General features: G+C 70.8%; 9 protein-coding genes and 1 pseudogene. 8 read left to right on the top strand and 2 right to left on the bottom strand.

From position 1 onward, the window contains the following. The first annotated feature begins 8 nt into the window (after positions 1–8). The gene (locus ACZ7NC_RS31480) at positions 9–1,151 is read left to right on the top strand and encodes a DivIVA domain-containing protein (RefSeq protein ID WP_471492934.1); all 1,143 of its coding nucleotides are present in this window, start codon (positions 9–11) and stop codon (positions 1,149–1,151) included. 209 nt (positions 1,152–1,360) lie between these two features. On the opposite strand, the gene ileS is transcribed toward ACZ7NC_RS31480, so the two are convergent. Next, positions 1,361–4,507, bottom strand: a complete 3,147-nt coding sequence (gene ileS / locus ACZ7NC_RS31475; protein ID WP_471492931.1) for an isoleucine--tRNA ligase — start codon at positions 4,505–4,507, stop codon at positions 1,361–1,363. 602 nt (positions 4,508–5,109) lie between these two features. Here ileS and ACZ7NC_RS31470 point away from each other — a divergent pair. The 6 genes and pseudogenes from ACZ7NC_RS31470 (at position 5,110) to ACZ7NC_RS31445 (ending at position 11,038) form a co-directional block, all read left to right on the top strand. After that, positions 5,110–6,402 carry a TraR/DksA family transcriptional regulator gene (locus tag ACZ7NC_RS31470; protein ID WP_471492929.1) on the top strand — a complete coding sequence of 431 codons (1,293 nt, stop codon included), beginning with the start codon at positions 5,110–5,112 and terminating at the stop codon, positions 6,400–6,402. A gap of 69 nt (positions 6,403–6,471) precedes the next feature. Next, positions 6,472–7,119, top strand: a complete 648-nt coding sequence (gene lspA, locus ACZ7NC_RS31465; RefSeq protein ID WP_471492927.1) for a signal peptidase II — start codon at positions 6,472–6,474, stop codon at positions 7,117–7,119. 43 nt (positions 7,120–7,162) lie between these two features. After that, a complete protein-coding gene (locus tag ACZ7NC_RS31460) occupies positions 7,163–8,107 on the top strand; it encodes an RluA family pseudouridine synthase (RefSeq protein WP_471492925.1) in 945 nt (314 codons plus the stop codon). Continuing rightward, a pseudogene (locus ACZ7NC_RS31455) lies at positions 8,104–8,584 on the top strand (GNAT family N-acetyltransferase). Before ACZ7NC_RS31460 ends, ACZ7NC_RS31455 begins: the two are co-directional and overlap by 4 nt. Before the next feature lie 86 nt (positions 8,585–8,670). Then, positions 8,671–10,257 carry a Na+/H+ antiporter gene (locus ACZ7NC_RS31450; protein ID WP_471492923.1) on the top strand — a complete coding sequence of 529 codons (1,587 nt, stop codon included), beginning with the start codon at positions 8,671–8,673 and terminating at the stop codon, positions 10,255–10,257. 37 nt (positions 10,258–10,294) lie between these two features. Next, positions 10,295–11,038: an SDR family NAD(P)-dependent oxidoreductase gene (locus tag ACZ7NC_RS31445; protein ID WP_471492920.1), complete on the top strand. Its 744-nt coding sequence runs from the start codon at positions 10,295–10,297 to the stop codon at positions 11,036–11,038. A 5-nt stretch (positions 11,039–11,043) separates the two neighbouring features. On the opposite strand, the gene ACZ7NC_RS31440 is transcribed toward ACZ7NC_RS31445, so the two are convergent. Next, a complete protein-coding gene (locus ACZ7NC_RS31440) occupies positions 11,044–12,165 on the bottom strand; it encodes a mechanosensitive ion channel family protein (protein ID WP_471492918.1) in 1,122 nt (373 codons plus the stop codon). 94 nt (positions 12,166–12,259) lie between these two features. Between ACZ7NC_RS31440 and ACZ7NC_RS31435 the strand changes: the two genes are divergently transcribed. Continuing rightward, the gene (locus tag ACZ7NC_RS31435; RefSeq protein WP_471492916.1) at positions 12,260–12,829 is read left to right on the top strand and encodes a dienelactone hydrolase family protein; all 570 of its coding nucleotides are present in this window, start codon (positions 12,260–12,262) and stop codon (positions 12,827–12,829) included. The last annotated feature ends 124 nt before the right edge of the window (positions 12,830–12,953 follow it).

The raw sequence follows: 12,953 nt of genomic DNA, 5'->3' as shown, positions 1-12,953 counted from the left end.
GTGAAGAGATGCCGTTGACCCCCGAGGACGTGCGGAACAAGCAGTTCACGACCGTCCGCCTCCGAGAAGGCTATGACGAGGACGAGGTCGATGCCTTCCTCGATGAGGTCGAAGCCGAACTGACGCGCCTGCTCCGCGAGAACGAGGACCTGCGCGCCAAGCTGGCCGCGGCCACGCGTGCTGCTGCCCAGAACCAGCAGAACATGCGCAAGCCTCCGGAGGGGCCCGGCGGTCCGCAGGACCAGCAGCAGGGTGGCATGCCCCAGCAGGGCGGTATGCCGCAGGGCATGCGCGGTCCCGGGTCTCCTGTCCCCGCTGGGATATCGGGCCCGCCGCAGCAGCAGATGGGTGGCCCCATGGGTGGTCCGCCCCAGCTGCCGAGCGGTGCCCCGCAGCTGCCCGCCGGTCCCGGCGGTCAGGGTGGCCCGCAGGGTCCCGGTCCGATGGGCCAGGGTCCGGGGCCGATGGGCCAGCCCCCCATGCAGCAGATGGGCGGCCCGATGGGTGGTCCGATGGGCGGCCCCATGGGTGGTCCCGGTCAGGGCGGCCCCGGTGGCGACAGCGCCGCGCGCGTTCTGTCGCTCGCCCAGCAGACCGCCGACCAGGCGATCGCCGAGGCCCGTTCCGAGGCCAACAAGATCGTCGGCGAGGCGCGTTCGCGTGCCGAGGGTCTTGAGCGTGACGCCCGTGCCAAGGCCGACGCCCTGGAGCGGGACGCGCAGGAGAAGCACCGCGTCGCGATGGGCTCCCTGGAGTCCGCCCGCGCAACGCTGGAGCGCAAGGTCGAGGACCTGCGTGGCTTCGAGCGCGAGTACCGCACGCGGCTGAAGTCCTACCTGGAGTCCCAGCTGCGCCAGCTGGAGACCCAGTCGGACGACTCGCTCGCCCCGCCGCGCACCCCGGCCACCGCGTCCCTCCCGCCGTCCCCGGCGCCTTCCATGGCACCGGCCGGCGCGAGTGCCCCGTCGTACGGCGGCAACCAGACGATGGGCGGCGCCCCGTCTCCGGCTGCTCCGTCCTACGGCGGTCAGCAGCAGATGTCGCCGGCGATGACCCAGCCGATGGCACCGGTCCGGCCGCAGGGCCCCGGCCCCATGGGCCAGGCCCCGTCGCCGATGCGCGGGTTCCTCATCGACGAGGACGACAACTGACGGTTGGTAGTACGCCATAGGCGTCGGCAGCGTTCAGGGCGGGGCCCCGGATTTTGATCCGGGGCCCCGTCCTTTTGCTACGCGTGTTCACGAGGTTTGCGGTGTTTGTTCGGCGTTGGGTGCGGTGTCCGACGTACGCAACGCCGAAGGCCCGGGACCACCAAGATTCTTTGGTGGTCCCGGGCCTTCGGTCGTCCGGCTGAGGCTCGCTACTGCTTGCGCAGGCGGAACGTCAGGGTCAGGCCCTCGTCCGTGAACGGGGAGCCGTAGCTGTCGTCCGCCTCGCCCTGGGCGAAGTCCGTCGCCAGGACCTCGTCGGCGATGAGCTCGGTGTGCTCGCTCAGGGCCGCGATGGTCGCGGGATCCGTCGCCGTCCAGCGCAGGGCGATCCGGTCGGCCACGTCCAGGCCGCTGTTCTTGCGGGCCTCCTGGATCAGGCGGATCGCGTCACGGGCGAGGCCCGCCCGGCGGAGCTCCTCCGTGATCTCCAGGTCGAGGGCGACCGTCGCGCCGGAGTCCGAGGCCACGGACCAGCCCTCGCGCGGGGTCTCCGTGATGATCACCTCGTCCGGGGCGAGGGTGACCGTCTCACCGTCGACCTCCACCGACGCCGTGCCCTCGCGCAGGGCCAGGGACAGCGCCGCCGCGTCGGCGTTCGCGACGGCCTTCGCCACGTCCTGGACGCGCTTGCCGAACCGCTTGCCCAGGGCGCGGAAGTTGGCCTTGGCCGTGGTGTCCACCAGGCTGCCGCCGACCTCGGAGAGGGACGCGAGCGAGCTCACATTCAGCTCCTCCGTGATCTGCGTGTGCAGCTCACGGTCGAGGGCGGCGAAGCCCGCCGCGGCGATGAGCGCCCGGGACAGCGGCTGGCGGGTCTTCACGCCCGACTCCGCGCGCGTGGCGCGGCCCAGCTCGACCAGCCGGCGGACCAGGACCATCTGCTTCGACAGCTCCGGGTCGATCGCCGTCAGGTCCGCCTCCGGCCAGGAGGCGAGATGGACCGACTCCGGGGCGCCGGGGGTCACGGGGACGATCAGGTCCTGCCACACCCGCTCGGTGATGAACGGGGTCAGCGGGGCCATCAGCTTCGTGACCGTCTCGACGACCTCGTGCAGCGTGCGCAGCGCCGCCTTGTCGCCCTGCCAGAAGCGGCGCCGCGAGCGGCGGACGTACCAGTTCGACAGGTCGTCGACGAACGCCGAGAGCAGCTTGCCGGCGCGCTGGGTGTCGTATGCGTCCAGGGACTGGGTCATCTGGTCGACCAGCGCGTGCAGTTCGGACAGCAGCCAGCGGTCCAGGACCGGGCGGTCGGCCGGGGCCGGGTCGGCCGCGGACGGCGCCCAGTTCGACGTACGGGCGTACAGGGCCTGGAAGGCGACCGTGTTCCAGTAGGTGAGGAGGGTCTTGCGCACCACCTCCTGGATCGTGCCGTGGCCCACACGGCGTGCCGCCCACGGGGAGCCGCCGGCCGCCATGAACCAGCGCACCGCGTCCGCGCCGTGCTGATCCATCAGCGGGATCGGCTGCAGGATGTTGCCCAGGTGCTTGGACATCTTGCGCCCGTCCTCGGCAAGGATGTGACCGAGGCAGACGACGTTCTCGTACGACGACTTGTCGAAGACCAGCGTGCCGATCGCCATCAGCGTGTAGAACCAGCCGCGGGTCTGGTCGATGGCCTCGCAGATGAACTGCGCCGGGTAGCGGGCCTCGAACAGCTCCTTGTTCTTGTACGGGTAGCCCCACTGCGCGAACGGCATCGAACCCGAGTCGTACCAGGCGTCGATGACCTCCGGTACGCGCGTGGCCGTCTTGGCGCACTGCGGGCAGGCGAAGGTGACGTCATCGATGAACGGGCGGTGCGGGTCGAGGCCCGACTGGTCGGTGCCGGTCAGCTCGGTGAGCTCCGCGCGGGAGCCGACGACCGTGAGGTGGTCGTCCTCGCAGCGCCAGATCGGCAGCGGGGTGCCCCAGTAGCGGTTGCGGGACAGCGCCCAGTCGATGTTGTTGTTCAGCCAGTCGCCGTAGCGGCCGTGCTTGACCGTCTCCGGGAACCAGTTGGTGTCCTCGTTCTCCTGGAGGAGACGGTCCTTGATCGCGGTGGTGCGGATGTACCAGGACGGCTGCGCGTAGTACAGCAGCGCGGTGTGGCAGCGCCAGCAGTGCGGGTAGCTGTGCTCGTACGGGATGTGCTTGAAGAGCAGACCGCGCTGCTGGAGGTCCTCGGTGAGCTTTTCGTCCGCCTTCTTGAAGAAGACGCCGCCGACCAGCGGGACGTCCTCGTCGAAGGTGCCGTCGGGGCGGACCGGGTTCACCACGGGCAGGCCGTACGCGCGGCAGACCTTGAGGTCGTCCTCACCGAAGGCGGGGGACTGGTGGACCAGACCCGTACCGTCCTCGGTGGTGACGTACTCGGCGTTGACCACGTAGTGGGTGCCGCCCTCGGTCTCCGGGAACTCGACCAGCTCGAAGGGGCGCTGATATGTCCAGCGCTCCATCTCGGCGCCGGTGAAGGACTGGCCCGTGGTCTCCCAGCCCTCGCCGAGGGCCTTGGCGACGAGCGGTTCGGCGACGACGAGCTTCTCCTCGCCGTTGCTCGCGACGACGTAGGTGACCTCGGGGTGCGCGGCCACGGCCGTGTTGGAGACGAGCGTCCAGGGCGTGGTCGTCCACACCAGGAGCGCGGCCTCGCCGCCGAGCGGACCGGAGGTGAGCGGGAAGCGGACGTACACCGAGGGGTCGACGACCGTCTCGTAGCCCTGCGCCAGCTCGTGGTCGGACAGGCCGGTGCCGCAGCGCGGGCACCAGGGGGCGACGCGGTGGTCCTGGACCAGCAGGCCCTTGTTGAAGATCTCCTTCAGCGACCACCAGACGGACTCGATGTACTCGGGCTCCATCGTGACGTAGGCGTCGTCGAGGTCGACCCAGTAGCCCATGCGCGTCGTCAGGTCGGAGAAGGCGTCGGTGTGGCGCAGCACGGACTCGCGGCACTTGGCGTTGAACTCGGCGATGCCGTACGCCTCGATGTCCTTCTTGCCGGAGAAGCCGAGCTCCTTCTCGACCGCCAGCTCCACCGGCAGGCCGTGGCAGTCCCAGCCGGCCTTGCGGGCCACGTGGTAGCCGCGCATGGTGCGGAAGCGGGGGAAGACGTCCTTGAAGACGCGGGCCTCGATGTGGTGGGCGCCGGGCATGCCGTTGGCGGTGGGCGGGCCCTCGTAGAACACCCACTCGGGGCGGCCCTCGGACTGCTCCAGGCTCTTGGCGAAGATCTTCTGCTCGCGCCAGAAGTCGAGCACCGCGTGCTCGAGGGCGGGCAGGTCGACCTGGGCGGGCACCTGGCGGTACGTCGGCGTTGTCATCAGCGAGCTTCCTCCGGCGGACTTGCTGCCTTCCGTCCGGAGGGACGAGAGCCGAGTCATTCCCTACGCCGGTTTCGGCGCGCTCCCGCGGTACCACCCTCCTTGGCCCTCCGGCGCGGGGTGTGCGCCGATGAGCCCCCTCATTGGGGTCGCGATGCCGGTTCTACTGACCGCTGCTGTTCAGCTGCGGCTTTCTTCCGACGGCTCCGGGGTGATCTTCACGTCGCGCTCGCCCCCGGGCTTCCACCGTCCCCGGGTCGCTATGGGCTGCGTACGTCGCTACTCGTCCCCATCCACGCTTTTCGCTCCGCCCAGTGTACGGCGCCGCACGGACAGCGGCCGACCGGATTTCCGGGGCGTGGGGCGGGGCGCGGCTTCGGGCTGCGGTGACCCGAATGGTGCGGTACGCCTGTTCGGATTCTGGGACGTTCAGCTTGGCGGCATACCCGGCGGGGAGCTGGGCACAACGCATGCAGGTCTGCCGCGCGACATGCGCGAGGCGGGCGAATCGGGCGGTGTGCCCCGTTGCCGCGGGACTCAAGTCGATTTATCGTCCCAGCACGATTCGCGAGCAAGATCACAATATGTGAAGGGGCCGCGGCATGGTGGCGAAGAAGACCGCCGTACGGCAGTCGGCGTCGAGCAGGTCCACACATGCGCGTGCGGATGCTTCCGGCGGGGCGGCCAAGGATGCGGGCGCGAAGAAGGGCACGCAGGGGGGTACTGAGGGGGCGCGGGGCGGGAAGCCGGTGAAGACGGTCCAGGCGGCCGCCGGGGGCGGGACGGCTGCGCGGAAGGCCGCGAAGAAGGAGGAAGGCGCGCAGGCGGCCGGGAAGCTTGCCGGGAAGGCGGCTGGGAAGAAAGCGGTCGCTGCCGAGGTGGTGGCAGAGGCGCCCAAGGGGGCCGGGAAGAAGAAGGCTGCCGTATCGAAGAGCGCTCCCAAGGAAACCGCTGCCAGGAAGGGCGGTGCTCAGAAAGGCGGTGCTCAGAAAGGCGGCGCTGAGGAGAGCGGTGCTCAGAAGGGCAGCGCTGTGAAGGGCGGAGTCGAGAAGGCCGCGGCCAAGAAGGCGGCTGCGTCCAAGGGCGCTGGGAGCGCTGCCAAGGGCAAGGCGGCCGAGCAGGCCAAGGAGAGCGCTGCCAAGAAGACGGCCGGGACCGTGGCCGGCAAAGCACGGGTCGGAAAGGAGACGGCCGGCAACAGGGTCTCAAGTGAACAGGGCGCCGGCGTCGCCAAACCGAGCGCAGCCAAGAAGAGCGTCGCCAAACCGAGCGCGGCCAGGAAGAGCGCGGCCGGGAAGAGCGCCTCCGGAAAGAGCATGGGCGCGCACGGGGCGGCCGGGTCCGGTGCGGTCGCCGACAGCAGGGTCAAGAAGGTGGGCGCGGCGCAGGCCGCGGAGCAGACGGGAGCCACGACGGTGGTTGCGAAGAAGACCCCTGGCACGGCCACGGCGGCGAAGACCGCTGTTCCCAAGGCACGCCTCGCCGCGGCGGTGGAGCCCGGCGAGCTCGCGGTGCGCCCCGGTGAGGACCCCTGGACCCCGGAGGAGGTCGAGGAGGCACGGGCCGAGCTGATGGCCGAGGTGATGCGGCTCCGCGACGAGATCACGTCCTCCGAGCAGTCCCTGGTCGGCCTGATGCGGGACTCCGGGGACGGCGCGGGCGACGACCAGGCCGACACCGGTGCCAAGAACATCACGCGCGAGCACGAGCTGGCGCTCGCCGCGAACGCGCAGGAGATGCTCACCCAGACCGAGCGGGCCCTGGAGCGGCTCGACGCGGGCACCTACGGACTGTGCGAGAACTGCGGCAACCCGATCGGCAAGGCACGTATGCAGGCCTTCCCGCGCGCGACCCTGTGCGTGGAGTGCAAACAGAAGCAGGAACGGCGGTACTGACCGGTCTCCGGGTGCCGCGGGACGTGCCGTACTCTCGTCCTCAGTCAGGTACTAGGTTGAGGGACTCACGTGGCAGAGGCGGAGCGCATCATCGGTACGCCGGATACCCCAGAGCCGGCGGGAGCCGAGCCGGAGCAGTCCGACGCGGGCGCGCATGCCGCCGGCGACGCCGGGACCACGGTGTCGGCCGACGGTGACGCCGCGCAGGGCGCTCCGGCCGAGCGGCCTCGGGGCAAGCGCCGGATCGCCGTGCTGTTCTGGGTTGCCGCGTTCGCGTATGCCCTCGACCTGGTCAGCAAGATGGTCGTGGTCGCCACGCTGGAGCACCACCCGCCGATCGAGATCATCGGGGACTGGCTGCAGTTCGAGGCGATCCGCAACGCGGGCGCGGCCTTCGGCTTCGGCGAGGCCTTCACCGTGATCTTCACGGTGATCGCGGCGGCCGTGATCGTGGTGATCGCCCGGCTCGCCCGCAAGCTGTACAGCCTGCCCTGGGCCATCGCGCTCGGCCTGCTGCTCGGCGGCGCGCTCGGCAATCTCACCGACCGGATCTTCCGCTCGCCGGGCGTTTTCGAGGGCGCGGTCGTGGACTTCATCGCGCCCAAGCACTTCGCGGTGTTCAACCTCGCCGACTCGGCGATCGTGTGCGGCGGCATCCTGATCGTGCTGCTGTCGTTCCGGGGGCTCGACCCGGACGGCACTGTCCACAAGGACTGAGCGCGCGGTCGGGTCTGTCTCACCCGTCCGGCATACTCGTCGGGTGAGCACGATTCCCGAGATCCGAACCCTGCCCGTGCCGGACGGCCTGGAGGGCGAGCGCGTCGACGCCGCCATCTCCCGCATGTTCGGCTTCTCCCGTACCAAGGCCGCGGAGCTCGCCGCGGCGGGCAAGGTCCAGGTCGACGGCGCCGTGGTCGGCAAGTCCGAGCGGGTGCGCGGCGGGGCCTGGCTGGAGGTCGAGATGCCGGGCGCGCCCGCGCCGGTGCAGATCGTCGCCGAGCCGGTCGAGGGCATGGAGATCGTGCACGACGACGATGACGTGGTCGTGATCGTCAAGCCGGTCGGCGTCGCGGCGCACCCGAGCCCCGGCTGGTCCGGACCGACGGTCATCGGCGGGCTGGCCGCCGCCGGGTACCGGATCTCGACGTCCGGGGCCGCCGAGCGCCAGGGCATCGTGCACCGGCTCGACGTGGGCACCTCGGGACTGATGGCCGTCGCCAAGTCCGAATACGCGTACACGTCGCTCAAGCGCCAGTTCAAGGAGCGCACGGTCGACAAGCGCTACCACACGCTCGTCCAGGGCCACCCCGACCCGACCAGCGGCACCATCGACGCGCCGATCGGCCGCCACCCCAACCACGACTACAAGTGGGCGGTCACGGCCGAAGGCAAGCCGTCCATCACGCACTACGACCTCATCGAGGCGTTCCGCGCGGCCTCGCTGCTCGACGTGAAGCTGGAGACGGGCCGCACCCACCAGATCCGCGTCCACATGGCCGCCCACCGCCACCCCTGCGTCGGCGACCTCACGTACGGCGCCGACCCGACGCTCGCCAAGCGGCTCCGGCTGACCCGCCAGTGGCTGCACGCCGTGCGGCTCGGCTTCGAGCACCCCGGGGACGGGACGTGGGTCGAGTTCGAGAGCGACTACCCGGCCGATCTTCAGGAGGCGCTGGACCAGGTCCGCGAGGAGACGTGGGCATGACCTCCCCGTCGAGCGTCCCGTCGTATGCCGTGCGGGTCGCCGAGGACCCCGCCGACCGCGAGGCGTGCTTCGCGGTGCGCAAGGAGGTTCGTCGTCGAGCAGGGCGTCCCGCAGGAGATCGAGTACGACGCCTACGACGCCGAGGCCGTGCATGTGCTGGCGGTCCGGGAGGACGGGCTGCCGCTCGGGACCGGGCGGCTGCTGTACGGCGAGGCGGCCGCGGCCAAGGTCGACGGCGATCCGTCGGTCGGCTCGCTGGGGCGGCTCGCGGTGAACCAGGCAGCGCGTGGGCTCGGCGTCGGGGCGGCCCTGGTGCGGGCGATCGAGGAGGCGGCACGCGCGCGTGGCCTCACAGCCGTGGATCTGCACGCGCAGACGCATGCGCTGGGGTTCTACGAGCGGCTGGGATACGTGGCCTACGGGCCGGAGTTCCCCGACGCCGGGATACCGCACCGGGCGATGCGGCGCGCTCTGTAGCCGGGGCCCGTAGGCGCTGGTGAGAAGGGCGGCGTGGCAGGCTTGAGGCCTGCCTTGTGGATGCCGATGTCACCGGAGCGCTGACCGTGGATCAGTTGGCCCTGCTGTTCGTGCTGTTGCTCGGGGCCGTGGTGAGTGTCCCGGTGGGGGATCGGTTCGGGTTGCCCGCGCCGGTGTTGATGACCCTGCTCGGGATCGTCCTCGCGCTGCTCGACTTCGTGCCGAACGTCGACGTGCCGCCGGATCTGATCCTCCCGCTGCTGTTGCCGCCCTTGCTGTACGCGGCCGTGCGACGGACCTCGTGGCGGCAGTTCGCGGCGAATGTGCGGCCCATCTTCCTGCTGGCCGTGGCGCTGGTGTTCGTCACGACGCTGTGCGTGGCCGCGGTCGCCCATGCCATCGTGCCGGGGCTGCCGGTCGCCGCCGCCGTGGCGCTGGGCGCGCTCGTCGCGCCGCCCGATCCGGTCGCCGCGACCGCGGTCGCCGGGCAACTCGGGCTGCCGAGGCGCCTGGTGTCCATCCTGGAGGGCGAGGGGCTCTTCAACGACGTGACGGCCATCGTGCTGTACCACGTGGCCATCGCCGCCGCCGTGAGCGGCAGCTTCACCGCGTGGGAGGCAGGGCTCGATCTCGTTCTCTCGGCCGTCGTCGCGCTGGCCGTCGGGCTCGCCCTCGGGTGGGGCGCCAACAAGCTGATGGACATTCTGGGGGACGCGACCCTGCAGATCGGGCTCTCGCTGCTCGTGCCGTACGCCTCCTACGTGCTGGCCGAGGAGCTCCACGGCTCCGGTGTGCTCGCCGTGCTCGTCACGGCCCTGTTCCTCGCCGAGTACGCCACCGACGCCGACGACGTGATGACACGGCTCGCCGGGCACACCTTCTGGGACATCGTCGACACGCTGGTCACCGGCGTCGCGTTCGGGCTGATCGGGCTCGAACTGCACATCGCGGTGGGCACGGCGTCCGGGCGCTGGCAGGAGATGCTCGGCTGGGCGGGCACGGTGGTCGGTGTCGTCGTACTGGTGCGGCTGCTGTGGCTGCTGCCGGCCACCTGGCTCACCAAGCGGATGCACGCCAAGCGGGACGTCGACGAGGAGATCCCGGTGAGCTGGCGCGAGACCGTCGTGATGTGGTGGTCGGGGATGCGCGGCGTGGCGTCCGTGGCCCTGGCGCTGGCCATCCCCCTGGAGACCGACTCGGGCGCCCCCTTCCCCGACCGGAACGAGATCGTGTTCATCGCGTTCGGCGTGATCATGGCGACGCTGGTGGTGCAGGGGCTGACCTTGCCGTGGCTGGTGAAAAGGCTCGGGGTGCGTGCCGACAGCGAGCGGGAGAAGGATTTCGAGAAGCAGCTTGCGGTGCGCGCGGCCAAGGCGGCGAAGCGCAGGCTGCGGGAGATCGAGGCTGTCGAGGACCTGCCGGAGGAGTTGTCCGAGCAGATGCTCCGGCGGGCGTTCGACATCGGGGTGCGGATCAGCCCGGAGATGGGGGAGGACGAGCGTCGGGAGGCCCATCAGCAGCGGGTGCGGCGGCTGAAGCGGGTGCGGCGGATCCAGGGCGAGATGCTGAGCGCGGCGCGGCACGAGGTGCTGGCGGCGCGCAGTGAGGCGGGGGCCGATCCGGAGGTGGTGGATCGGGTGCTGCGGCATTTGGACGTGCGCAGCCTCAGGTGATCGCGCTGCCGGTGCGCCCCTTTCGTAGGATCTGATCATGGCTCGCAACGTGGTGATCAGTGGAGGCGGTACGGGAATCGGGCTCGCGGCGGCGCAGCTGTTCGCGGCGGACGGGGACCGGGTGCTGCTGCTCGGCAGACGTGCCGAGGTGCTGGAGCAGGCCGGCGTGCCGGACGCCCTGATCTACGCGGCGGATCTGAGCAGGCCGCGCGGTGTGCGGGGCGTGGAGCGGTTCGTGGCGTCGGAGCTCGGCACCGTGGACGTACTGATCCACAGCGCGGGTGGCTCCGGATACCTGGAGCCCAAGGTGGACAGCGACGAGCCCCTCGATGTCGTCCTGCACAACTGGACCCTCAACTTCGGCCTCAACACCCTGACGGCGGCCCTGCTCACCGAGGCCCTGAAGGACCGGCTCGCCGACCCCGGCGGGCGGGTGCTGTTCCTGAGCTCCATCGCCGCCTTCCGGGGGTCCGGCAGCGGGGCGTACGCGGCGTCCAAGGCCGCGCTGCATCCGTACGCCCATGATCTGGCCCGGCAGTTGGGGCCGCGCGGCATCACCGTGAACGTGGTCGCGCCCGGTTATGTCGAGGACACCGAGTTCTTCGGCGGCGACGGCATCGACGAGGAGCGGCGGGCACGGCTCGTCGCGGAGACCTCGACCGGGCGGGCCGGTGCGCCGGGGGACGTCGCCGCGACCCTGCACTGGCTGGCGTCCCACGGCGCCGGGCACATCACCTCGCAGATCATCCAGGTCAACGGTGGGGCCGAGCGCGGTCACTGACTCGGTCAGGAGCGATCCGGGCGCGCTGCCGGCTGATGGTCGTGCTGATGGGTGCGGCGGGCCGTCGGGATACGCCCGGGGACGGGGAAGCCCGGCGGCAGGGCCGCGTCCGTGGCGTTGACGCGCGGCAGCGCGTAGGGGTGCTTCTCGGTCAGCCAGCGGATCAGCTGTTCGCGCACCGCGACCCGTACCGTCCACAGGTCGTCCGCGTCCTTCGCGGTGACCAGGGCCCGCACCTCCATGGTGCTCGGCGTGGAGTCGGTGACGACCAGGCCGTAGTCGCGGCCGTCCCATGCCGGGCACGCGCGCAGGATGTCGCGCAGCTGCTCGCGCATCGCCTCCATCGGGGCCGAGTGGTCGACATGGAGGAAGACGGTGCCGGTCATCTGGGCGCCGCCGCGCGACCAGTTCTCGAAGGCCTTCGACGTGAAGTACGACACAGGCATCGTGATCCGGCGCTCGTCCCATGTCCGCACGGTCAGGAACGTCAGCGTGATCTCCTCGACCGTGCCCCACTCGCCGTCCACCACGACCGTGTCCCCGATGCGCACCATGTCGCCGAAGGCGATCTGCAGCCCGGCGAACATGTTGCTCAGCGTGGACTGCGCGGCGACACCGGCGACGATGCCGAGGATGCCGGCCGAGGCCAGCAGCGAGGCACCGGCCGCGCGCATCGCCGGGAACGTCAGCAGCATCGCCGCGACAGCCACCACGCCGACGACCGCCGACACGACGCGCATGATCAACGTCACCTGCGTGCGCACCCGGCGCACCCGGGCGGGGTCCCGGTGAACACGGGCGTAGCGGCTGTACGTCGTCTCCACGACCGCCGCGGCGATACCGATCGCCAGCCAGGCGGCCGCCCCGATCAGCACCAGCGTCAGCACCCGGCCGATCGCGACCCGGAACTCCTGGAGGACCTGGGCCTCGTCGTACGACCCTCTGAGCAGGGCCGCGCACAGCACGAGCTGGTAAGGAATCCGGGCGCGGCGCAGCAGACCCCACAGCGGGGTCTCGCTGTGCCGGTCGTCGACCTTGCGCAGCAGGCGGTCGGTGGCCCACCCGATGATCAGGGTGAGCAGGACCGAGCCGCCGATCACGATCAGCGGGCGGAGTATGTTCTCCATCCTCCGAACGTAACCACCCGAGGGGGGTCATGAACATCCGCGCCCGTGAGGCGGTGGTCACTGTGCTGTCGTACCCGGCTGGCACCATGGCCTCATGAACATCATGCTGTTTCACTCGACCTTCGGACTCAGGCCGGCGGTGCGCCAGGCCGCGGACCGGCTGCGCGCCGCCGGACACGAGGTGTGGACGCCGGACCTCTTCGAGGGGCGCACGTTCGAGACGGTCGAGGAGGGCATGGAGTTCAACGAGCGGATCGGCAAGGACGAGCTGCTGAAGCGGGCGGTGCTCGCCGCCGCGCCCTACTCGGAGCGAGGCCTTGTGTACGCCGGGTTCTCGCTCGGCGCGTCCGTCGCCCAGACCCTCGCGCTCGGCGACGAGAAGGCGCGCGGGCTGCTGCTCCTGCACGGCACGTCGGACATCGCGGCGAGCGCCTCGGCGGACGGTCTGCCGGGGCAGCTGCATGTCGCCGAGCCGGACCCGTTCGAGACGGACGACTGGCTGAGCGCCTGGTATCTGCAGATGGGCAGAGCGGGCGCCGATGTCGAGGTGTACCGATACGCGGGGGCGGGCCACCTCTACACGGACCCCGATCTGCCGGACTACGACGAGGAGGCCGCCGAGGCCACCTGGCGGGTGGCGCTCGGCTTCCTGGAGTCCCTCTAGGGCCTGTCGTTTGGATCAGGTCGGCTGAAAGAGACTGCGCCTCTCAACCGACCCGAGCGGGGGCGATGGGGGTGCCCCCGCGCGAGCCGAGCGAAGCCGGTTCGAGCGTGGGGGAGCGTGCAGC

The sequence above is a fragment of the Streptomyces sp. NPDC111802 genome (genome assembly GCF_055634335.1).
Note: the sequence above shows the minus strand (reverse complement) of the source record. Positions and strands in the feature narration are given on the sequence as shown.

Excerpts from the sequence above, each read along its gene's own strand:
- ACZ7NC_RS31440 (WP_471492918.1), bottom strand. The coding sequence starts at position 12,165 with ATGGAGAACATACTCCGCCCGCTGATCGTGATCGGCGGCTCGGTCCTG.
- ileS (WP_471492931.1), bottom strand. The coding sequence starts at position 4,507 with ATGACAACGCCGACGTACCGCCAGGTGCCCGCCCAGGTCGACCTGCCC.
- ACZ7NC_RS31470 (WP_471492929.1), top strand. The coding sequence starts at position 5,110 with ATGGTGGCGAAGAAGACCGCCGTACGGCAGTCGGCGTCGAGCAGGTCC.
- ACZ7NC_RS31445 (WP_471492920.1), top strand. The coding sequence starts at position 10,295 with ATGGCTCGCAACGTGGTGATCAGTGGAGGCGGTACGGGAATCGGGCTC.
- ACZ7NC_RS31435 (WP_471492916.1), top strand. The coding sequence starts at position 12,260 with ATGAACATCATGCTGTTTCACTCGACCTTCGGACTCAGGCCGGCGGTG.
- ACZ7NC_RS31480 (WP_471492934.1), top strand. The coding sequence starts at position 9 with ATGCCGTTGACCCCCGAGGACGTGCGGAACAAGCAGTTCACGACCGTC.